Origin of the sequence: Clostridium sp. AN503 (assembly GCF_040719375.1) — a bacterium.
Lineage (GTDB): Bacteria > Bacillota > Clostridia > Lachnospirales > Lachnospiraceae > Brotaphodocola.
The window spans coordinates 234,045-256,329 of sequence record NZ_JBFDTP010000002.1 but is presented as its reverse complement, the minus strand read 5'-3'; the positions used below and the strand labels follow the sequence as shown (position 1 = coordinate 256,329).

The following is a 22,285-nucleotide window of genomic DNA, read 5'->3' as shown; positions in this document are numbered from 1 at the left end:
GGGAAAACCCTGTATTATCAAAACAGGAAGCGGCCCGGCATCCAGAACAACCGTAATTTGTTTCTTTTTTGCGCGCAAATTGATGAATCATTCTTTATTGTCTTTTGAATCCCCCCGGTTTAGGGAAATTATACTAAAACATAGTACCGTAAACTATCAAGTATTTTACAATTTATCAATATTTTTCTCTTTCCGTATGAATCTTTCAATTAAGACGGCGTATAAAATTCCCGTATACCCTCTGATTTTCATCCACCACGATAAATGCGTGTTCATCCTCCTGCCAGAGCAGACGGCGCAGCAGTATCTCCTCATATTTGGAGACCACCGTATAATAGATATACATGCCACCCCCACTCTGCCCGCCGCTGCCCTTCCAGTAAGTGACTCCCCGCTCAAGCTCCGCCATGATACGCTGGTGCAGGTTTTCCTTCCGGGAAATGATGATCACGCCGCAGCTGATATTCTGAGTGTGCACCCGGTCGATCATCATAGCGGAAAATACCGCATAGATAATGGAATAAATAGCCGTAGGAAGGCTGAACAGGGCGGCGCAGGCCAAATAAACACAGGCATTCATAAATGTAGTCAAGGTTCCGACCCCGGCCCGCACCCTCGTCCTGGCAAGCCACACGCCGATAATATCAAAACCCGCTCCGCTCCCTCCTGCACGCAGGATCATCCCACATCCGACTCCCACCACCATACCGCCCACCAGACAACTTGTCAGCCTGTCACTGATGATCGGCTGCCCCACATGGATAGCAGATATGGCGACGGTCTGCACTGCCATCACAAATGCTGTCCGCAGAAAAAAACGTCTGCTCAGGATAAAATATGCCATAACCATCAGAGGGATATTGATCACAAGATTGATCACACCAGCCAGATCGATCCCTGTTGACAGGCCCAGATATTCCGTCAAGAGCGTCCGGATAATCTGAGAAACACCGATGGTCCCGCCGTTATAAAGACCGGCGGGAGTAATAAAGAGCTGTAATCCAAGCACGCTGATCATGGTGCCGGCTGCCAGCTCCAGATATTTCCGCCACACTCCTGTATCACTTTCCCTGAATCTCCCGTTTGCAGCCCCCATATGACCTTCCTCCATCTGCCGCCGGTCAACGACCGGCAAATTTTTCGATATCCAGTACCGTGCATGCCAAAAGCTTCGCGCGGGTATATAGGCTCTCCACCAGCGCATACTCCCTGCTGGAATGGTTAAACTGGCCGCAGACTCCCATGGCACAGATAGTTGGGACTCCCGCCAACGTAAAATAGCAGGCATCCGAGCTTCCCCCTAAAAAGATCTTTCCGAGATCCCCCAGCCCCTGTTCCCGGGATACCTCCGCAACCAGATCCGCCAGGGCCTCCCCCTCCGGCGTAACATCAAAGGGCGGCATATATTCTTTGTAGATATATTCAGTGCAGGTGCCTTCGATATGGGTCGTCCCCGCGATCCGCGCAAATCCTTCCTTCACCCGCCTGGCCTCCTCCGATTTCTGGTAGCGCACATCAAAATACATATGGCAATAGTCCGGAATCCCGTTTGGAACCGTCCCTCCCCTGATCACCGTCGGCGCAATGGTGGTGCCTTCTGAGAGGTCCGTCAGGCGCGACAATTCTATGGCCTTGTTCGCCATCCCAAGCACCGCATTGCGCCCGCTCACAAAATCATTCCCCGCATGGGCTGCAGTGCCGTTGACCCAGATCTCGCCTTCCCCGCCGCCCTTACGGCCAATGCAGATATCAGAGTTTACACGTCCAGTCTCCATATTGAAACAGCAGAGGGCCCCCGCAGACGCCTGCATCAGGACCTCCGGCGTATTCGCGTCAAAATGTCCCTTGTCCTCATCCCCGGCCAGCAGGACTTTGATCGGACGGTCCTGATACCCCGCCGCCTCAAGCGCTTTTATGACCCAGATGGCGATCACGATCCCACCCTTCATATCCAGCGCCCCCAGGCCGTATGCCCTTCCCTGGCTGTCCACGCGAAAATGCGGCGTGCCGTCAAATTCCCTCTCATCCCCCGGTTTTGCATCCTCCACCGGAGAACAGTTGACCGTATCGTAATGCCCCGCAAACAGGACCGGCTTCCCCGGGCGGTCCGCCCCAAGGACCGCCTCAATGGTCTGGCTGTTGACCGGACCCACGTCGTATTCCTTCACATCCATCCCCATCTGTCCAAGGATCCCTGCAAGCTTCTCCTTCATTTTCATAGCGGCGGCGCGGTCCCTGGCCTGGCTGGGCGTCTCCACAAAATCCCTCCACATCTCAAGCATTTCCCTGCGGTGCTCCTCAATATAGTTTTTCACCTGTAAAAACTTCATCTGTATCTCCTCCTGAAATATGGAGATCCATGAGGCCTCTGCCCCATGGATCTCACCCCCTTTTGCCACTTACCCCTTATAATCCGGCTCCCGGCCAATCAGGGCAATGATATCTTTCATCGCTGCGATCATCGCATCAATATCTTCCTTCACATTGAACCACTGGCAGGAAATGCGGAACCCGCCCACATTGTCTGTAAACCGCTGCGCCACAAATACCTTTCTCGCATGAAGCTCCCTCATGATCTTCCTGTCGATGTCCACATCATCATACAGTCGGGCGATAATGATCCCCGCACGGCGCCCCGGGTCCCGGTGGGTGATCAGCGTCCCGCCGATGGCCTCAATCTGGTCCATACAGTACTCGCCCAGTTCCCAGACATGTTCCTGTATATTCTCAATGCCGATCTCATTGACCAGCCCCAAAGACTCTCCCAGGGCAATAGCTCCCGCATAGTTGGAGGTGCCGCCGATCTCATACTTGCGCGCCGTGTTGGGGAAGGTCCAGTCAGACACCGCCTGAGCGTCGCATTTCTCCCAATAAGCGCCCCATCCGCCCTCCGGCACCGTCGTATTCAAGTAGCCTGCATAGCTCTGTTTGATCTTGTCCAGAGAATTCTTATTCACATAGAGGATTCCGGTTCCGTATGGGCTGTTGCCCCATTTATGTCCGCCTGCGGTCATTAAGTCGATGTGGCACTCCTTCGTGTCGATCTTCGTGACGCCCATCTGCTGTACCGCATCCACCACGAATATAATATTGTTGTCCCGGCACCAGTCTCCGATCTCTTTTAAATCGCTTGCCCAACCGTTGCACCACTCTACCGTGGACATGACCAGGAGCTTTGTGGTCTTATCCGCCAGCTTCGCAAAATCCTCTGCCCGGAACCGATTGTCCGGAGTCCTGCACACACGGATATCAATCTTCTTGTCCTTTCGCATCACACACCAGGGCAGCGCCACCTGTATAAACTCCAGATTCGTGGTAATAATGCTGTCCCCCTCATTCAGTTCAATGCCCTGGGCGGCAATGTTCAGCCCGTGGGATGTGCTCTCCACCAGTGCGATCTCCTCCGGGTCCGCGTTAAAAAGCTTAGCCGCTTCCTCATACGCCTTTCCCCGAAGGCTGTCCATCGCAATATGGTGGGCGCTGCTGTTGGCCTCATCCTGGCGCGCCGTCATGTCTGCAAACGCCTTCACCGCATTGACCGCACGCTGCGGCGCAAAGCTGACACAGGCTGCATCCAAAAATGTCATCGTCTTTAATACCGGGAATTCCTCCTCACGGATCTTCTTCCAGTCAATCTTGCTATTCATCATCATATCGCTCCTTATCTTTTTCTTCTACTGGTTTTATTTGGTAAATGGACACGTCTGCTGCGCAGACATCACCAATCATGATACTCCACAGCGATCTCCACCTCGCACATGGCTCCGAGCGGCAGGGACGACACTCCCACCGCGGACCGCGCGTGAACTCCCGCATCACCAAAAGCCGTCTGCAACAGCTCCGACGCTCCGTTTAACACCTTCGGCTGGCCCTCAAAATCCGCAGCGCTGTTGACAAATCCGACCACCTTCACCACACGGGTAACCCGGTCCAAATCCCCCAACAGGCTTTTTAACACGCCCAGACAATTGACCGCGCACTGCCTGGCAGCCGCATACCCCTCCTCAACCGAAGCATCCTCTCCCAGGCGCCCTTTATACGCCAGAGAACCGGACGCCATCGGGAGCTGCCCCGAAGTATACACCATCTTCCCCGACACCACCCCCGGCACATAAGCCGCAAGCGGCACCGGCACTTCCGGAAGCACGATACCCGCAGCTTCCAAACGCTCCTCCACTTTTCCCATCATCATCTCTCCTTTCTTCATTCAGGTTCAGCCGCCCAAAACAGCTCCCCTTCTGTTTTTTAATGTAACAAAAAACCGGAGAAAAAGATGTTAAGCATTTTATATTTCAGTATATTTTTTCACTTTTAATTTGCCTTCTTTCCACCTGTTACCTTTCCCCGCTCCCTCCAACATCAGCTTTCGCGCGGTCCCCATCTATTTGACAAAGCAACCCACAGGATATTATAATGGTGACAAACCAACCGTCAACAAACTGCCCTAAAGCGAATCTGCATAACCAGAAGGAGTAAACACACATGATTACCATACCAAGCAAGGACTGGGGAAATCTTAATTCCCCGTGGATTTCCGTAAGCATGGATATCTGGGAGACGCTCATCAAAGACCGCCCCCGTATCAAGTTCCGGGCGAACCAGGAGATCTACTGGCAGGACAAGCAGCATTCCAACGTCTACATCATAGCGAAGGGCCGCGTCTGTGTCAGCATCCTTCACAGCAGTGGTCAGCAAAAGCATCTGTACATTGCGTGCACCGGCGCTATGATCGGCGAGGTGGCCTGTATCCTTAGCCAGACACACGTAACTACTGCCACGGCTATCACTGAGACAGAGGTCTACAGTATCCCCTCTCTGGAAGTCCAAAGACTGTTCCACAGCGAGGTCTGTCTTGCGGACTGGCTGCTTCAGTATGAGGCGCGCAAGAACCGGCTGCTGATCTCCCAGATCACCATGCTGGCCTTTGAGAAAGCGCCCCAGCGCATTGCACGGCTCCTTCTCTGCCTGTACGAAAACTACGGTCAGAAAACCCCGAACGGAACCCTCCTCAATATCCGCTTCACCTGCACGGAGCTGGCGGCCATCGCCAATACCAGCCGGGTCACCTCCAACAATACGATGCTTAATTTTATCCGCGACGGGATCCTGGCAAAAGAAAAAAGCCGATATATCATCCGGGATGTAGAAAGACTGCGTGAGATTGCAGACAGGACAGAGGACGACTGAAACACAGCAGGAAGAGACCGCTATTCCATCCCACATGGAATAACGGTCCCTTCCTTTTTCTCAAACAGCCTGACATCATAAAGCCCTTTTCCCAGGACTGTTCTTCCAGGCGCAGCCAGTTCTTTCAGCTTGACGCCGCAGCCGTCCAGTTCAAGCTCCACATCCAGCCGGATTCCCTCATCCCGCTCCAGGCGGGCCAGTTCACGTTCAAAGCGCCCGGCATCCCCTCCCGGCTTCTGCCTTACATAAAGATCAAAGTCTGAATCTGCATGACGGTACATAAGCCCCGTCACCCATTCCAGAGCAGTGGAACCGTAGATACCACACTCCAGTTCGCAAGCTTCCGCAGCAGAAAATACCGCCCGCAGCTGCGGATACCGGCGGCACAGATCATCCTTTTGTTTCCCGGAACAGAGTTCAAACGGAGAACATGTCCTTTCCACATCCTCCACACGGAAATCCGCCAACAGGCGTCTGCGGCGTCCATCCTCAAACTCCCAGTGAGAAAAACCGCAGGTCCATATACCAGACTGATCTTTAGGCTGACGGCAGAGGATTCCAGGAATCCTGTTGTCCATGACAAGCGATTCTCTCCATACATCCCCCTCTTCCCCCTGCCTGCTGCCTGTCCATTGACTATCTGTCCATTGGTTCCCCGTCCACTGGCTGTCCGTCCACAGCTGTCCCCGGATATGCGCCGCAGCAAAACGCCGTCCTGCGGGAGTGAGCCAGATCAGGGTATGGCGCATCCAGCCAGTTCTATTTTTCATATCTGAAATGCACGTTTTATGTTCCCTCACAATCTGAATCCTCCTTCACCGCGTTTTTCTCCACACCGGATCTGATTTCTGCCTGGACTGGTAATCCTTCTGGGCCTCCATCAGACAGTCAAACAGCCTGGTCTTCACCGGGCCATCCAAAACCATACTGTTTCCTGCATCATTCTGTATCAAAAGCTGCGTGTGGTCCGCCCCCAGCTCCAGTTCCGGGTCCAGCCTGACGATCTTTGCCTTGATCCGCAGGATCGTCCTGGCAAGCCTCGCCGCCGTATCACGGCTGCCCGCCGTGGTCCGCCTGATCACAACCTGGCATTCTTCCTCCTGCCTGACCCGGGAATACGTGAGTATCCTGCCTTCCGGATTACAGATATGCCCCTTTTCCGAGACAGCAAAGCAGTCCCCCGTAGGAAGCCCGCCTGCAAACACGTCATAATACCCCTCTCTCCGTTTTAAAAGAGACAGATCATCCCGAAGCGGTATCCCATCCAGAGTCAGAAAACCGAATTCCTGACAGCCGTACAGATCATGGACACAGGCCCCCGGCAGATCCCTGGCAGCCTCCAACAGCTCAAGGTCCAGCGGCGTGCCCGCTGCCAAAAAGACAAGCCCTTCCGGAAATCCCCCCAGCATCCCCATATGTTTTGCGTCCAGGAGCGCGGCTTTTAAAAAAGAAGATTCCCCCACAACCACATCCGGCCTTTTCTCACAGACCGCCAGGATCAATGCCGCCCGCTCAGAACGCAGCATGAACTCCACCTCCACCCCAAGCTCAATAAGCGCCGCTTTGGAAAACACGCTGACAAGCGGCGGGTAAGTCACAAGCATCCGGCAGCCAGGACGGATATCCGCCAGCTCAAAAAGCTTTTTTGCAGCCTGCACCCGGTCCGCAATCTCGTTCCAGGTGACACCCACCAGGTTCTGGAAGGCGCTGCTCCCTGTTGTAGCTGTAATATAGGCAAAGTTAAGCGGCGCATGGATCTCCTCGATCACATGCGCCCCGGTGGGCCCATCGATGCCCTTATCCTTCAAGCTGCGCCGTTCCATTTCCGAAAATGCCGGAGCAGTCCCCAGCTCCAAAACAAACTCCCTTAACTGAGCCACTTTATCCATAGACCATTCCCCTTTCCAATATTGCAACTGCCAGCTAAAGACATCCGTATGCCCTATAGATACGATTCCTCCACCGCACGGAATTCCTCATACATCTTCTCAATCACTCTGGCCCGAACGGTCCTTCCTCCCCGCTCGTCCCCGAGAATCCCCCGTCCCCATGGGCCGCATAACTCGGATTTGCCTGATACATTCCGCCGGATGATCTCTGAAATATGGCGGTCAATCATATCCGCCATCTCATCCACGCTCGTCACCAGCTCTTCCACGCCTCCCAGCTGATAGAAAAATCCTGCTCCGGAGGCAAACACGGGATTCGTGCGGGAAAGCTCTGTCAGCGACTCGATATCCCGCTTGGTGATCCGGGCAATGCCCGCCAGAGGCATTACATGGATCATGGTCTGGTATTCCTCCGAAAGGGACAGGATATGATCCGCCTGCAGCCCATGGCACAAAAACGCCCCGCTGATCGCGCGTCCGATGACCATAGCCACCACCGGATGCCCCTGCTCCCTGGCTTCCGCCAGGGAAAGCTGATACGCCCCCGTCGCCTTGTTCATTCCAAAGATTTCTTCTACTTTTCCCGGTCCGTTGCCCGGTGTGTCCACGATCAGCACCAGCGGCCGCTTCTGGCCTAAAGGCTTATCTGCGTCCGCCTCGATGGTGCTGTACACCGCAAGGGCCATCTTATATGCTTCCTCCATACCGATGATCCCCGCGTAGACCACCGGGAACCGGAGATTGGCAGCCATGGCGTCATTGGCTATGACTGTCACCTTGCGGCGCTTCAGCATTCCAGTCCCAATGACCGCGCCAGGCCCGATCTCCGGCAGCACAAGCCCGTCGATCCGCCCTTCCTCAAAAGAATCCTCATCCAGGATCATGGAAATCGCTTTCCTGCCCTTTCCAAGCATCGTCGTACCCATCGCTCTACCTCCCTGGCCTTACTTTTACTTCCCTCATAAACGTCTCATAGTCCATATCCGGAATCGCCCTGCTGTTTTCGTTCCCAAAATACTCCCACACATCCGTGGCATCCTTCGGATTTAACTCTGCTGCCAGACGCACCAGCTTAAGCTGATCCTCCACCAGGCTGCGGCTCCCAATACTCCGGTGGGCGGCAATCTCCTCATAGGACAACTCCAAAACCTGACATACCTGTTCCCGGAAGGCTCCCACGGAGTCCTTAACCAGATAGGCGGCGTCCCCCATGATGTACTTGTGTTTCCCCCCTGTGATCCGGTAGATCAGCCCTTTGTCGGAGGCGTCAAATTCCTTCTTGCCCATGGCCTCCTCAATGACCTCCGGGCCGGTCAAGCCAATTCTTCCAAGAGGGCTCATGATCACCAAGTCCGTGGATACTGCCACAAATCCCATACCGCCAAAACAGCCCACTTTGCTGCCCACCAGCCCGATGACCGGCACCCTGCCCCTGCAATGCTGGATCTGTTCCATCACCTCCGCGTGGGCCAGCAGCCCTGCATTGGCCTCGTGAAGGCGGACGCCGCCCGTCTCGAAAGAAATGATCACCGCCGGGGTGCGGTCCTCATGATCATCCGGATACTTCTCAATCGTCTTTTCATATACCTGCTGCGCCAGCCGGAAGGCCCCCACCATTTTTGCACCGTGGACCTCTCCCACCGCGCCGCCGATAAAACGCCCCTCCTGGGAAATGATAAATACCGTCCGTTTTCCGATCCTTCCAACTCCCGTCACAACGCCGTCGTCAAAAGAGACCGCCTCCCCCAGGACCGGCAGGTGAGGACTTGTCATTTTGTCAATGGGAGACAACAGCTCCGTAAATGTCCCTTCATCCACAAGGCCTACCGCGCGCTGTCTGGCGGTGGACTCAAAAAAGCTCTGCCCCTGCATCTCAGCCCAGCTTCTCATGCGCCCTGCCCTCCCTTCGCCTCGATCAGCGCCTGCTTTAACCGCATGGAGACAATAAACGGCGTCGCATTGTTATCATTGATCTCCATATGTAAATTTCCAACATGGCTTTCCGCCACGAATCTCTCCAGAACCTTCTCCCATACCCCTTCAAACCCGCGCACCGGCGTCACTACCTTCACCGTCACATTCCCCTCCTGCGCCCGATGCTCCATCAGGACTTCCATATCCCCGGAGCCTGCCACGCCGCTGTGGGACCATTCCGGCGCAAAGGATTCATAGGGGTCTGCCGGTTTCCATGTGAAATTCAACTCCTGTAATGCCATAAAATACTCCTTTCTGCTGCCTGTACGGTCTACCAGTTGCGGAATTTAGCGGGCGGATGATACAGCCCTCCGGACCATGCAACCAGATCCCTGACATTTTTTGCCGCCAGCAGATTCCTGTTTGCCCGGGTTATGTCGATCCCAAGATCCTCCGGGGTTTTTACGATCCCTTTCCTGCGAAGTTCCTTCGTCTCCTCTGGATTTTCCAAAAGCCCAATCTCCGTATATCCGGCAACCGCGCGGATCGCCGCCATCCGATCTTTAAGGGACGCGCACTTATGCAGATAGGCGATCCCCTCTTCCGTGACAATGTGGGTCAGATCATCTCCATAGATCATCACCGGCGGGATCGGAAGCCCCGCGCTCTCCGCCAGCTTCCATGCATCCAGACGGTCCACAAAACCGGGCGCCATCTTCTCCCGGAATGTTTCCTGGAGCTGCACCACCAGCCGCCGTCCCCGGGGCATCTCTCCGATGAGCTGCCTCTGGAGCCCATCCTCAGAACCGCATTTCAGCCAGGCATCAGAGGAATGCCGCCGCCCCCTCGGATCGCAGCCCATATTGGGCGCGCCCCCAAACCCGGCAATCCTTGAGGCCGTTGCCGTACTGCTGTTTCCATACTTGTCTATCTGCAGCGTGCCGCCTATAAATAAATCGATCCCATAATGCCCCGCCGCCTGGCAGTAGGTCCGGTTGGAACGCAGCGAGTCGTCCGGCCCCACAAAGAACACATCGGAGCGTGCCGCCACATAATCCTCCATACCGGATTCCCCGCCAAAGCTGTGAATAGACTTGATCCACCCGCTCTCAATAGCCGGGATCAGGGTGGGATGAGGATTCAGGGAAAAGTATTTGCAGATTTTTCCTTTCAGCCCCAGCTCCTCCCCATAGGTCGGAAGCAGCAGTTCGATCGCCGCCGTATCAAACCCGACGCCGTGGTTTAAGCTCTCAATCCCATACTCCGCATAGATCCCCTTGATCACCATCATGGCACGCAGGATCTGGGAGTCCGTGATATTGGCCGGATCTCTGGTAAACAACGGCTCCACATAAAACGGCTTCGGCGCCTGGATCACAAAATCCACCCAGTCTCCCGGAATATCTACCCGGGGGACCCGGTCCACAATCTCATTGACCTGCGCGATCACGATCCCCTGCTTGAACTTGGCAGCCTGGATCACCACCGGCGTATCCTCCGTATTAAACCCGGTGTATAGGTTCCCGTCCCGGTCCGCCGATACCGCCGCTGTGATCGCCACTCTCGGCGTCAGATCGATAAAATACCGCCCAAAGAGTTCCAGATACGTGTGGATCGCGCCAATCTCAATCTTTCCATCCCGCACAAACTCCGCCAGCCGTCCCGCCTGGGACCCGGAATAGGAAAAATCCACCTTCCGCGCGATCTTTTTCTCAAATAGATCCAGATGGGCAGGCAGGGAGATCGCCGACTGTACCATATGCAGGTCGTGCACCCGTTCCGGGTCAACCCTGCAGAGACACTCCGCCAGAAAATCCGCCTGTTTCTGGTTGTCCCCTTCTATGGACACCTTGTCGAACGGTCTGATCACCGTCTCCAATAGTTTCACCGCATTAGACGCATCTACGATCTTTCCCATGCTCACCAGTGGAATCGCCTCCCGGACCCGTTTTATCCGGTCCCGCTTCAGCGTATCCCAGTTTTTCTTATTTTCTTCCATCGATTGCCTCCTGACAGCGGCGAAAGGTATGTTTCCTCCGCCGATTCCCTGTTTCACTGTACGATCTGCATTACTCCCCCCTACTGGAACAGCATAAGCAAAAACCCTGCCGCCACAGCCGACCCGATCACCCCGGCTACATTTGGCCCCATAGCGTGCATCAACAGGAAATTGGCCGGGTTCGCCTTCCTTCCCTCCACCTGTGACACCCGGGCCGCCATGGGAACTGCGGAAACTCCCGCCGAACCGATCAGCGGATTGATCTTTCCTCCGGTGAGATAATACATCAGTTTTCCCAACAGCACGCCGCCTGCCGTGGAAAATGCAAACGCTGCCAGTCCCAACGCCACGATCGCAAGCGTCTGCACCTGCAAAAACTGCTCTCCGTTTGTGGTTGCCCCTACCGTGACCCCGATCATGATCGTAACAATATTACTCAGTGCATTCTGGGCCGTATCACTCAGCCGGTCCGTCACGCCGCTCTCCCGAAACAGATTGCCCAGCATCAGCATTCCGATCAGAGGAGCCACCGACGGCAGCATCAACACGCAGAACGCCGTAACTGCAATGGGAAATACAATTTTTTCTGCTTTTGATACTTTTCTAAGCTGCTGCATCTTCACCTGCCGCTCCTTTTTGGTGGTCAGAAGGCGCATGATCGGCGGCTGGATCAGCGGGATCAGCGCCATATAGGAGTATGCGGCAACCGCGATCGGCCCAAGCAGCTCCGGAGCCAGACGCGTGGTAAGAAAGATCGCTGTCGGCCCGTCGGCCCCGCCTATGATGGCGATGGATGCCGCCTGCTGCGGCGTGAAGATCCCAAGCGCAATTGCGATCATAAACGCCACATAGATCCCCAACTGCGCCGCCGCCCCCAAAAGAAGGCTCACCGGGTTTGCCAACAGCGGCCCAAAATCTGTCATCGCCCCTACCGCCATGAAGATCAGACAGGGAAATACCCCGCTCTTTACTCCCATATAGAGGATCCTCAGCACCCCCGAATCATACCAGTGGACCGACGCCAGTTCCGCTAAGGCCGTCTGGACCTCCGCCTGGGAACCGCCCTTCATGGCTGCCTGAAGAGCCGCCTGGGGCGCCTCCGCTGCGTCATACATTAATCCAGCAAGAGGAAGATTTGCCAGCATCATACCGAAAGCGATCGGCAGAAGCAACAGCGGCTCAAACTTTTTTGCGATCGCCAGATACAGAAGCACAAAGGAGACCAAAAGCATGATCCCCTGCCTGGCGGTCAGAGCTGCAAACCCGGAGCTTTGCAGCGTATTAACCAGTACGTCAACAATATTCATATCTGCTTCCTCCCGCTTCCCTTATATCAGTACTGCCAGAACATCTCCCGTGTCTACCGCCGTCCCCTGGGATACCAGGATCTGCTTAACGGTCCCGCCCTGTGGCGCCACGATCTCATTTTCCATCTTCATCGCCTCAATGACCAACAGGCATTCCCCTGCCCTTACCGTCTGCCCGACGGATGCAGCGATGGAAAGCACTTTGCCCGGCATCGGGCATTCCACCTGGATCCCTGCACCGCCGGATGATGGGGCGGGGGCGGATGTGGGCTTAGCGAATGATGGGGCCGCGGCCTCAACCGATGTTGCGGGTGGTGTTGCTGATATTGATGCCGCTTCCGAGGTTGCATGGCCTCCCGCCCGCTCTATCTCCACCTCATAGACTTTCTGATTCAGTTTTACCGTATATTTCATCTTCTCTTCCTCCTTACCATAATTCTCATACATAGATTCCTTTTTCTGATTCCAATCCCGCTCCCTAATGTCCGCCCAGGCTCCATCTCACGTCACTGCACCTGTCACTGCACCCGCGTGACTGACCGGAAAACCACATTCTCCGCCGGCAGCCCCGTCTCTTCCAGGACCGTCACCATGATCACCGCCAATTCATCCTCTTCTTCCGATGATACGGCCGGCACTGCAGCTGCCGCCAATGCCTCTTTTCTTTTTACAACTGCATTCAGAGCTTTTGACATCACCTGGATAAACACCGCCAGAAACGCCAGTTCCAGCATGACAACCATGATCCCTGTCAGGGAAATAATAAAGGAATCACCAAGGCTGATCATCTGTCCTGCCAACATACCCCCACCTCCTGCCATTCTCCCGGGAGCATCATCTCCCTGTACTTTTAATAAAATCTTATCATTGACTTTTTATACCGTCCAATATATACTTTGTTACATATTAATATCAAAATTGTTATGATCAGAAGGTGGACTATGGATTTACATGCACTCAGTCAATTTAAGAAAATCGCAGAATTGCAGCATATCACCCGCGCCGCAGAAGAACTCCATGTGGCGCAGCCTTCCTTGAGCCGCACCATCGCACGGCTGGAGCAGGAACTAGGCGTACCGCTTTTTGAACGGTCCGGGAAAAATATTATATTGAATGATTATGGAAAGATTGTTCTGAAGCATACAGACCAGATATTTCAGGAGATCAAAGACATAGAGCGGGAGCTGGAAGAAGCTTCTGATGAAAAAAGCCAGACGGTCAGCCTGTCGCTGTACTCTGCCTCAAAGCTGCTTCCAGGTCTGGTCATGGCCTTTAAAAAGGCGCATCCGGCCGTCCGGCTCCAGATCATCCAGGAAAACCTGCACAAAGACCCTTCTAAAGAATGCGACCTGACCCTTTATTCTTCCATGCAGCCCAGTGACAGTGAATACTCCGTGACCCTGTTCGCCGAGGATATCTTTCTGGCGCTGCCCGAATCCAACCCTCTTGCGCATCGTTCTTCCCTGCAGTTAAGTGAAGTCGCTCATGAGGAATTCATCTGCCTGCAGCGTGGAAAAAGCCTTAGGACGATCACCGATACGTATTGCCGTATTGCAGGTTTTGAGCCTTCCGTCGTCCTGGAAAGCGACAGCCCGGAAACAGTGCGGGAATTGATCCGTGCCGGTATCGGTATTTCCTTTATCCCCTCCATCACCTGGCAGGGGATGGAGACGGAAAACCTGGTACTGATCCCGATTGAATCCCCCCAGTGCAAGCGTTACATCAACCTGTCCTGGAGAAGCCGGGGATACTTTTCCCCAGCGGCCGGATTGTTCCGTGATTTTGTGCAGGAATATTTCAAACCTTACAAAAAAGAATAACTTTCTTTTGAAACATAACAGGCAGATATCCAGAGTAGCAATTATCTCTGAATATCTGCCTGTTATGCTCGTCCGACCGGTGTTTCTATTCTGCTTTTCCCCTATAGCTGCAAAACACAAAACTCCTCGATCAACCGCAATATCTCCTCCTCGTCACCGCCCTCCACCAGAAATTCAAGCTCATCCCCCTTGACCGCATACAGGTTCATCACCGTGAATACTTCCTTCCCGTTGGCCTTCCTTTTACCGCAGGACACTTCGATCCGGCTCTCCGCGTCACGGCAGATCTTTGCCAGTTCCACGGCGAGCCTTGCGTGGAGTCCTTCCGGATTCATGATCACATACCGGTATATCCTCATGGCAATCTCCCCCTTGCCGTTTATATCGGCTCACATTCTAATATTGACTCAATAAACTCCGCATAGCTGCCGCTTCCAAGCACCTTTTCCAGACTCTGGTATTCTAAAAGCAGCACGATCAGATTGTCGAAGATCTCGTGGAACAGCTCCCGGTCCTGCCGGTTGATGGCAAACAGCAGCACCACGTTCACCATATGCTCCCCCCAGGTGATCGGCTTGTCGCTCAGCAGGATATACATGCCGGTCCGGCTGGCCTCCATTTTCAGGGAATGGGGCACCGCCAGCCTGCCAAAGGCCGTAGAAGAATGCGCTTCCCGGTCCTCCACCTCAGCCATAAAGCCCTCCCCCACATATCCCTGCGCCTCCAGGGCGCCTACCATATGGGAAAGCGCCTGCTTCCGGTCACTCATATCCCCATTTTTGCAGAACAGCTCCGGGGATGTGATCTGAAGGAGCATCTCCCGCAGACGTCTCCGCTTCCCTGCCTGCTTCAGCTCTGCGATCTTCTTTCGGATCGCCGCAAGATCCCGTTCATGGAGGAAGGGATTGACCTGTACCACCTGCTGTCCATCCTCCGGCTCAAGCGCAATGGTTGAGATGACCAGTTCCTCCCGGCGGACTGACTTAAGCTCCGACGGCTTGGTGATCACCGTCTTTACCACCAGGTCGTCAGAAAAACTCCCCTCCAGCTTCTCCATCATAATATCCGCCAGATCGTAATACTGGGGAGACAAAAGGATACAGCCCAGCTTATCCTTCTGCTTTTCCCAGGTCTCCAGGTTCCCGCCGATGTGCAGGGCGATATAGGCGATCTCATCCTCGTCCACCCGGTAGCCGGTCATCTGGCTCAAACAGTTGGCCACGCCCACGGCACACTCAAAGATCAGCGGGCAGGAGTTTTTGATATGCTCCGTCAGCGGGTTTTTGGTGGTGTATTCATGTTCCAGACGCCGCAGCAGATTATGGATGTGGACGGAAAATTTCACTACAAACTCATCATTTTCCGTATCAATAAAATAATTCTCATTTAAATATTCCAGGATCTTCCCCACAATATCCGCGCATTCCGGCCCGATAAAGTCCTGGATATTCTCGCGGTTCAAGGTATCATAATCCACCTTCATCAGATGGCTGATCAAAAGGGCCGTCAGCTCCTCCATCTCAAGCTCCGTAAACCGCACTGCAAAAACCGCCTCAATCCGGTCCGCGATCCTCCCGGAAAGCTCCGTCTCCCGGATGCCGTACTGATGCCTCTGGGCCGTGTGGGTGCGGAACGTGCAGTTTTTCCGTATCCGGTCCATACTGATCACAAGATCCAGGATCAGGTTCACCATGGCATAATCATTGACAAAATAGTGATACCGCTTGCATTCCGTCAGGACGATATCCCGCAAAAGCTCCATATCGTAATCAGGAAATGCCTTCTGCACCATATCCAGGCTCATGATATTCTTGTTAAATTCCTCATAGAGAATGCCGCTTAAGAGACGGCGCTTGTCAAGCTCCCTCCCCTCTAACGTCACCTCCGGACCTGAGACATTGGCATAAAGCCCGTATTCCTTCAGCTTCTTCCGCACCCTGACCATGTCCTTTTTAAGAGTCTCGTAGCTTACGAAGATCTCCTCGCTGATATCATAGAGATCGATCCCTCCCCCATGCTCACTGTCGCTGGTGAGAAGCTGGGCGATCATATAGTTGACCCGCTCGCCGGGCGTTTCCGGCAGGCTGCCCTGCTGCCGCCCAAGCAGCTCCCTCCCCCGCTCCCGTTTGATCCAGTAGCCTTTCCTGGAGCCTTCGATCAGGCTGTTCTCAAAATAATTAATTTCCCCTATGTAATTTTTCACACTGCGCTCCGAAATGTGAAGCTGGAGGGACAGTTGTTTCGCTGTCATCCACCCCTCCTGATCCACAAGGATCCTGATAAGCGCCAGATGCTTTTCTCTCATATTTCCTTCTCCCCGCCTGTCCGTTTAACACCACGATCGCCGCCAGGATGCACCCGATCCCCGCCGCGCCGAAAAATCCTATCCGTTCCCCCAGCACAACCGCTCCCAGTATGGCCGCAGCAGCCGGTTCTACCGACGCGATGACCGCCACACTGCCCGGTTCCATGGATTTCAGGGCCGTATTATACAGCAAATAAGAAAAAATATTGCAGACACACGCCGCTGCTGCCAAAATTGGTACCACCTGAGGCTTTTGAGTAATACTATACACTACCAGTCCCATATCCGCAAGCACACATCCCGCAACCGCCGCCGATAAAAATGCGTAAAACAGAACCGTCAGAGGATGGTACCGTTTCAGCAGCGCCCCCGCCGTAATGCTGTACATGGCGTAGCCAAATGCCGCCAGGATGCCCCAGAAAAAGGCGTCTGCCGGAAACATCACAGTTCCAGACATGATCCCCGATACAAAGGCACAGCCCGTGACAGCGAGCAAAACCGCCGCCAGCTTTCGCCTGGTGATCCGTTCCCCAAACACCGGGACCGCGATCACCGTCACAAACACAGGCGACGTGTACAGAAGGACAGCCGCAGCAGCCATGGAGGACTTTTCGATAGCGATCCCGTAGCTCACATTAAAAAGCAGCAGGCACAGGATTCCCGCAACAGCAAACCACGGAACATCAGACGCCCTGATCTGAAGCAGCTTCCTGTCGGCAGCCAGCAGCCACACTCCAAGGGCCGCGGCGGCGATCACCATCCGCACTACAGTCAGCTCCAGGGAGCGGATGCCATAACGGCCCGCCAGGTTGACGAACAGCCCGATGGTTCCCCACATACTGCCCGCTGCTGCCGCACAGAAAACTGCCTTTCTTCTTTGCCTGTTCATATATCTGCCACTCCCAGTTTTTTACTGACATATTTTACAATGCTCTCACACCGCTTTCACTATCACAGGATCTCCCCATTTGACGAGATCACCTGTTTATACCAGTAAAAGCTGTCTTTGCGGTACCGTTTCCCGCTGCCCCGGCCTTCATCGTCCTGATCCACGTAGATCAGGCCGTACCGTTTCTTCATCTCCGCGGAGGAACAGCTGACAATGTCGATCGGCGTCCACATCAGATAGCCTTTTAACGGCACACCGTCCGCAATGGCTTCCCGCATCTGGATCACGTGTTCTTTCAGATATTCGGTCCGGTAAGGATCATGAACCGTCCCGTCCAGCTCCAGCTTATCCACCGCCCCGCATCCATTTTCCGTGATATAGATCGGTACGCCCGGATAGCGGTCCGCGTAGTTATTTAAGTTCACCCGAAGCCCCACAGGATCGATCTCCCACCCCCACTGGGTCTTTCCCAGATATGGGTTGGAGGATTTGTCCATGGGCGCATAAGTGTTTTTAGATACGTCATTGATCTTTGTATAGTAATAGCTGGTGGAGAGAAAATCCATCGTATTTTCCTGCAACAGCCGTTCATCCGCCCCACTGATCTCCAGCCTGATCCCGTTATCTTCAAAAAACCTTGCCGCATAGCCCGGGTAATATCCCCGAAGCTGCACATCCGGGAAAAAATACTGCATCTGGTTCTTCCGGGTATTAAAAAGCATATCCTCCGGGCGGCAGGTAGCCGGGTATGCCAGCTTGTCGCTGAGCATGGTCCCCACCAGAATCTCACCCTGATATCTGCCTGCCAGCTCCTTCGCCCTGGCGCAGGCCAGAAACTGGTGATGGATCCCCTGGTATTCCGCCTGCATCATATCCTCCGCCCGGTTCCCCAGTATGCCAAGAGAGTTGAACGTCGTCAGGTTGATCTGGTTGAACACGATCCAGTAGCGGACCTGATCATGGTACCGCTCAAACAACGTCTCACAGTACCGGCTGAAAAACTCCACCAGCCTCCGGTTCATCCATCCGCCGTATTTAACCGCCAGGTTCACCGGCATTTCATAGTGGGATAGGGTCATAAACGGTTCCATACCATGTTTTTTTATGGAAGCGATCAACCTGTCATAGTATTCCAGCCCTTCCTGGTCAGGCTCCTCATCGTCCCCATTGGGATAAATGCGGCTCCAGTCGAAGGAAGTGCGGAAGGCCTTAAGCCCCATCTCCTCCATAAGCCCTAAATCCTCCTCAAACCGATGGTAGAAGTCAATCCCGTGACGCTTCGGATAGTAAAGCCCCGGCTCCGTCACAAGGGCGCTCTCATCGTTTCGGATCGTGCTGTCCTCTTTCCGGTCATCACGATTCTTAATATCCCGGTAGGGGTGGAAGTCGGCAATGGACATACCCTTGCCGCCCTCCCCGAATCCCCCGTCCGCCTGGTTTGCCGCGATCGCGCCTCCCCACAGAAAATCCTTCGGGAATCCCCGCTGTACTTTCATCATACCTGCCTCCCAGCCGTATCTTTTTCTCCAGCCACATCCGTTTCCCCGGCCCCTCCTTCCAGCGCTTTTATGCGCCCATCCAATCTTTTATACATGGCGATCATCTTTTTAGCCAGATTCATCTCCGTACAGATCGTCATCACCGTATCCTGGGCATGGGTAAACAAAAGGGAATACTCATATTTCTTCCCTGCCGCTTCCGACTGGACGATCTCCGTCTGGAAAATATGCGCCTGCCGCAGCTCCTCCTGAGCCTCCTTAAGCGCGCCCTCCCCCCGGTCATACTGCCCCTCTGCGGCGCAGTCAAGGGCCTCCATGATCAGATTCCTGGCATCCCCGGCATGGATCACGATCTGCATGGCTACTGTCGCCATTTTCTCTCTTTCTTCCTCATAGCTGCTCATCGTCTCACACATAGAAAACTCCTTATTTTCCCTCATAATCACTCAATTGTCACTCTGCTTCTTCCTGCTCCAGCTTAAGCTGCTGCCTGTCATAGATCTTGAAGAACGGGAAGAAGATCGCCGTTGCAACTGCCAGGTTGATCACAGTCAGCACCAGCCCGGACAGGCTGTGGTTCACCAGCCAGGAACTGATGAACACCGGGCAGTACCACATGTTAAACACCTCCACCGGGATCGCCACCAGTCCAGTTACCTGCGCCAACCAGGTAATGACCGGAAGCACGATCGCCGTGATCCACATCGGAATCATCAAAAGCGGATTCCAGGCCACACAGCCGAACACCACCGGCTCATTGATATTTAAGAGGCTCGGGACGATCGACGCTTTCCCCAGCGCCTTAAGCTGTTTCGATGCAGCGAACAAAAGCATAATGGACAAAGGCAGTGTTGCGCCCCGCCCGCCCAGGCTCAGCCATGCATAGACAGCCTCGTTGGTAAATGGCTGGGAAGCGCTCAAACCAGCCGCCAGCGCGTCCGCATTGGCCGTGATCGCCACCAGAGCGATCGGGTTTAAGATCGGCTGGAACACCCATCCGCTGATACCCATGGAATACAGGATCGTGGGGATCAGATACAGCAGGATCATGCCCGGCAGGGACTGGGCAATATTGTTTAACGGTGAAAAGAAATTCACGATAAACGCGTACATGTCAAAGTGAAGCTGGATCACCACCAGCCAGCCGATCAGCACCACCGTGGCGATCGGAAGCATGGAGTCAAACCACTCTTTCACAAAGTCCGGGATCACAGAATCCTCTTTGAAAAATGTAAACTTTGCATACAGGTTCATGATAAACGCCGTAAACAGACCGGCCACGATCGCAACAAACATGCCGCCTGCGCCAAAGGCCGAGAACTGGTATACATATCCCCCATCGGTGATCTCCGGATTAACCAGGATCATGAATAAGGCTACTCCGGTGAACCCGGCGATCAGCTTCATCTTGTTGTTCTTTTTTAATTCCAGCACATAGTAGGGGATCAAAAATACCATGAACAGCGAGATCAGCCCAAAGGTATAATCCCTCAATGCCGTGAGCACCGGCAGCGCCGGGATAAAGTTCCTGAGAACGTTGTAAATGGTGATCAGAGAGCCTACCAGTACCATAGGCAGTGTCTTAATGATCGCTTTCTGCATCGCGGAGAGCCACGCATTTCCCGTCAGCTCCTCCATCTTCGGGGCAACCACATCGCCCATCCAGTTCATAAACTTTTCCATACCGTTCCTCCTATTCCATCAACCCCAGCGCCAGTTTAAGCACCGATTCCCCATCCAGTGTCGCGTAAAATTTCCGGTCAATGATTGCCGCTTTTACGCCAAAGCCTCCGACTTCCTCCTCGATCTCCGCAAATTTATGCTTGAGATGAGGGCCGATGAGCAGTACGCCCACCCCGTCGATGTTCTCCATGATCTCCGTGTCGCTGACCGCCCGGATGCTGATCTCCAGCCCCTGTTTCTGTGCGGCTTTCCTCATCTTCTGCGCGATAAATCCGCTGGAAGCGCCTGCACCGCAGGCAAGCAAAATATTCTTCATACAGCTTCTCCTCTCCATTTCCCTAATGCATTAAGTTTTGATGATTTTAGTATATTGGAAAAAGCGGACGGTGACAAATCTCTGATTTCACTGAAAAGGGTGCAAAAAAATCCTTACCCCAAAAACAAAAATACGTCTGTAAGCCATACCGAGCTTACAGACGTATTCTCTTTTCATTTCATGATAAACTGAAACTACGCCCCCATGATCAGGTTTGCGATTCCCGTAGTCAAAAACGGCACATAGGTCACCAGCAGCAATACCGTAAAGTTACTGATAAGATAGGGTGTCAATTCTTTGATCACCCCCGTAAGCTTTGTCTCCCCAATATTGGTAGCTGCAAACAGGCACACGCCTACCGGCGGGGTACAAAGCCCCAAAACCAGATTGAGCACACAGATGACGCCGAACTGGATCGGATCGACGCCAACCGCCACGACCAGATTGAGGAGCACCGGGAACAGGATCAGGATCGCTGCGATCGTCTCCATGAACATACCCACAAAGATCAACAGCAGGTTTACCATCAACAGGATGATATATTTATTGGTCGTCATGGAAAGCATCATATCTGCCACCATCTGAGGGATCTGTTCTTTCGTCAATATGTAGGCAAATACGTTGGCAAGCCCCACTAACACCATGATAGCCGCGCTGGAAACCACGGTACTTTTCATGCTCTCGATCAGGCGTTTGACCGTCAACTCCTTATAGACAAAAAATCCAACCAGGATTCCATAAACCACCGCAATGATCGATGCCTCAGTGGGCGTTACCATGCCTCCGATGATCCCCAGCAGGATAATGACCGTCATCATGATCGCAAAGAAAGATTCTTTTGCCGAAACCAGGATCTCCTTCAGGCTGGAACGGCGCTCCGCTTTCGGATAATTGCGCTTTTTCGAGATGATGTAGGACACTGCGATCATGCCTACTCCCATTAAAACACCGGGAACCATGCCTGCTATAAACATCTTGGATACAGAAAGGCTGGTCATGGTCGCCGCCATGATCATCGGCACGGACGGTGGAATGATAGGTCCAATGCAGGAGGATGCCGCCGTAACTGCACAGGAGAAATCAGCGTCATAGCCTTCTTTTTTCATGGCCGGGATCAAAACGCCGCCGACACTGACCGTATCGGCCAGAGCCGTTCCCGAGATCCCCGCAAACAGCATGGACGCCCCCACATTGGCGATCGCAAGGCCTCCGGTGATATGGCCTACGATCTTATTGCAGAACCCGATCAGCCGTTCTGTGATGCCGCCCTGGTTCATCAGGCTCCCCGCAAAAACAAATCCTGGTATACAAAGCAGCGTAAAGGAATTCAATCCTGCAAAAAATCTCTGCGCAAACATGTAGAGGGACATATTTTCCCCAATAAAATACACCAGCGAGGAGATCCCAAGGCTGAACGCCACCGGCACTCCCAGCGCCAGGCAGATAACAAACGTAATAAACAACAGCGCCACCATGT

At 53.8% G+C, this 22,285-nt stretch carries 23 protein-coding genes; 2 read left to right on the top strand and 21 right to left on the bottom strand.

The features are described 5' to 3' along the window. Window positions 1-205 precede the first annotated feature (205 nt). From AB1I67_RS08345 to AB1I67_RS08330, 4 genes are all read right to left on the bottom strand, one after another. Window positions 206-1,096, bottom strand: a complete 891-nt coding sequence (locus AB1I67_RS08345) for a YitT family protein (RefSeq protein WP_367029431.1) — start codon at window positions 1,094-1,096, stop codon at window positions 206-208. Window positions 1,097-1,121: 25 nt separating this feature from the next. Then, window positions 1,122-2,330, bottom strand: coding sequence for a M20/M25/M40 family metallo-hydrolase (locus AB1I67_RS08340; RefSeq protein ID WP_367029430.1), 1,209 nt, complete (start codon window positions 2,328-2,330; stop codon window positions 1,122-1,124). 69 nt (window positions 2,331-2,399) lie between these two features. Further along, window positions 2,400-3,653, bottom strand: coding sequence for an aminotransferase class V-fold PLP-dependent enzyme (locus AB1I67_RS08335; RefSeq protein ID WP_367029429.1), 1,254 nt, complete (start codon window positions 3,651-3,653; stop codon window positions 2,400-2,402). A 65-nt stretch (window positions 3,654-3,718) separates the two neighbouring features. Beyond that, window positions 3,719-4,207, bottom strand: a complete 489-nt coding sequence (locus AB1I67_RS08330) for a RidA family protein (protein WP_367029428.1) — start codon at window positions 4,205-4,207, stop codon at window positions 3,719-3,721. A 275-nt stretch (window positions 4,208-4,482) separates the two neighbouring features. Here AB1I67_RS08330 and AB1I67_RS08325 point away from each other — a divergent pair, with 275 nt between their 5' ends. After that, on the top strand, window positions 4,483-5,187 hold the full coding sequence (locus AB1I67_RS08325) for a Crp/Fnr family transcriptional regulator (RefSeq protein ID WP_367029427.1): 705 nt from the start codon (window positions 4,483-4,485) through the stop codon (window positions 5,185-5,187). 20 nt (window positions 5,188-5,207) lie between these two features. On the opposite strand, the gene mdcG is transcribed toward AB1I67_RS08325, so the two are convergent. The 9 genes from mdcG to AB1I67_RS08280 all read right to left on the bottom strand — a co-directional run bounded on the left by mdcG (window position 5,208) and on the right by AB1I67_RS08280 (window position 13,099). Then, on the bottom strand, window positions 5,208-5,987 hold the full coding sequence (gene mdcG / locus AB1I67_RS08320; protein WP_367029426.1) for a malonate decarboxylase holo-[acyl-carrier-protein] synthase: 780 nt from the start codon (window positions 5,985-5,987) through the stop codon (window positions 5,208-5,210). A gap of 15 nt (window positions 5,988-6,002) precedes the next feature. Further along, entirely contained in the window at window positions 6,003-7,076 is a 1,074-nt protein-coding gene (locus AB1I67_RS08315; protein WP_367029425.1) for a hypothetical protein, read from the bottom strand. A 53-nt stretch (window positions 7,077-7,129) separates the two neighbouring features. After that, window positions 7,130-8,002, bottom strand: coding sequence for a biotin-independent malonate decarboxylase subunit gamma (mdcE, locus tag AB1I67_RS08310; protein WP_367029424.1), 873 nt, complete (start codon window positions 8,000-8,002; stop codon window positions 7,130-7,132). A 4-nt stretch (window positions 8,003-8,006) separates the two neighbouring features. After that, window positions 8,007-8,966, bottom strand: coding sequence for a biotin-independent malonate decarboxylase subunit beta (locus AB1I67_RS08305; protein WP_367029423.1), 960 nt, complete (start codon window positions 8,964-8,966; stop codon window positions 8,007-8,009). Continuing rightward, complete coding sequence (gene mdcC, locus AB1I67_RS08300; RefSeq protein WP_367029422.1) at window positions 8,963-9,292, bottom strand: malonate decarboxylase acyl carrier protein; 330 nt, start codon at window positions 9,290-9,292, stop codon at window positions 8,963-8,965. Before mdcC ends, AB1I67_RS08305 begins: the two co-directional genes overlap by 4 nt. Window positions 9,293-9,321: 29 nt before the next feature. Further along, entirely contained in the window at window positions 9,322-10,989 is a 1,668-nt protein-coding gene (mdcA, locus tag AB1I67_RS08295) for a malonate decarboxylase subunit alpha (protein WP_367029421.1), read from the bottom strand. An 80-nt stretch (window positions 10,990-11,069) separates the two neighbouring features. Further along, the gene (locus tag AB1I67_RS08290; RefSeq protein WP_367029420.1) at window positions 11,070-12,296 is read right to left on the bottom strand and encodes a sodium ion-translocating decarboxylase subunit beta; all 1,227 of its coding nucleotides are present in this window, start codon (window positions 12,294-12,296) and stop codon (window positions 11,070-11,072) included. Window positions 12,297-12,317: 21 nt separating this feature from the next. Further along, window positions 12,318-12,710 carry a biotin/lipoyl-containing protein gene (locus AB1I67_RS08285; protein ID WP_367029419.1) on the bottom strand — a complete coding sequence of 131 codons (393 nt, stop codon included), beginning with the start codon at window positions 12,708-12,710 and terminating at the stop codon, window positions 12,318-12,320. Window positions 12,711-12,814: 104 nt separating this feature from the next. After that, the gene (locus tag AB1I67_RS08280; protein WP_367029418.1) at window positions 12,815-13,099 is read right to left on the bottom strand and encodes an OadG family transporter subunit; all 285 of its coding nucleotides are present in this window, start codon (window positions 13,097-13,099) and stop codon (window positions 12,815-12,817) included. A gap of 138 nt (window positions 13,100-13,237) precedes the next feature. Here AB1I67_RS08280 and AB1I67_RS08275 point away from each other — a divergent pair, with 138 nt between their 5' ends. Further along, window positions 13,238-14,116: a LysR family transcriptional regulator gene (locus AB1I67_RS08275; protein WP_367029417.1), complete on the top strand. Its 879-nt coding sequence runs from the start codon at window positions 13,238-13,240 to the stop codon at window positions 14,114-14,116. 101 nt (window positions 14,117-14,217) lie between these two features. On the opposite strand, the gene AB1I67_RS08270 is transcribed toward AB1I67_RS08275, so the two are convergent. The 8 genes from AB1I67_RS08270 to AB1I67_RS08235 form a co-directional block, all read right to left on the bottom strand. Beyond that, complete coding sequence (locus AB1I67_RS08270; protein ID WP_367029416.1) at window positions 14,218-14,475, bottom strand: HPr family phosphocarrier protein; 258 nt, start codon at window positions 14,473-14,475, stop codon at window positions 14,218-14,220. A gap of 20 nt (window positions 14,476-14,495) precedes the next feature. Continuing rightward, complete coding sequence (locus tag AB1I67_RS08265) at window positions 14,496-16,367, bottom strand: PRD domain-containing protein (RefSeq protein ID WP_367032587.1); 1,872 nt, start codon at window positions 16,365-16,367, stop codon at window positions 14,496-14,498. Continuing rightward, a complete protein-coding gene (locus AB1I67_RS08260; RefSeq protein ID WP_367029415.1) occupies window positions 16,294-17,310 on the bottom strand; it encodes a DMT family transporter in 1,017 nt (338 codons plus the stop codon). The genes AB1I67_RS08265 and AB1I67_RS08260 overlap by 74 nt, the downstream gene beginning before the upstream one ends. A 62-nt stretch (window positions 17,311-17,372) precedes the next feature. Continuing rightward, complete coding sequence (locus tag AB1I67_RS08255) at window positions 17,373-18,809, bottom strand: glycoside hydrolase family 1 protein (RefSeq protein ID WP_367029414.1); 1,437 nt, start codon at window positions 18,807-18,809, stop codon at window positions 17,373-17,375. Then, a complete protein-coding gene (locus AB1I67_RS08250) occupies window positions 18,806-19,225 on the bottom strand; it encodes a PTS lactose/cellobiose transporter subunit IIA (RefSeq protein ID WP_367029413.1) in 420 nt (139 codons plus the stop codon). The genes AB1I67_RS08255 and AB1I67_RS08250 overlap by 4 nt, the downstream gene beginning before the upstream one ends. Before the next feature lie 37 nt (window positions 19,226-19,262). Continuing rightward, window positions 19,263-20,492, bottom strand: coding sequence for a PTS transporter subunit EIIC (locus AB1I67_RS08245; protein WP_367029412.1), 1,230 nt, complete (start codon window positions 20,490-20,492; stop codon window positions 19,263-19,265). A 10-nt stretch (window positions 20,493-20,502) separates the two neighbouring features. Beyond that, a complete protein-coding gene (locus tag AB1I67_RS08240; protein ID WP_367029411.1) occupies window positions 20,503-20,808 on the bottom strand; it encodes a PTS sugar transporter subunit IIB in 306 nt (101 codons plus the stop codon). Between the two features lie 194 nt (window positions 20,809-21,002). Then, a complete protein-coding gene (locus tag AB1I67_RS08235) occupies window positions 21,003-22,283 on the bottom strand; it encodes a TRAP transporter large permease (protein WP_367029410.1) in 1,281 nt (426 codons plus the stop codon). Between the last annotated feature and the right edge of the window lie 2 nt (window positions 22,284-22,285).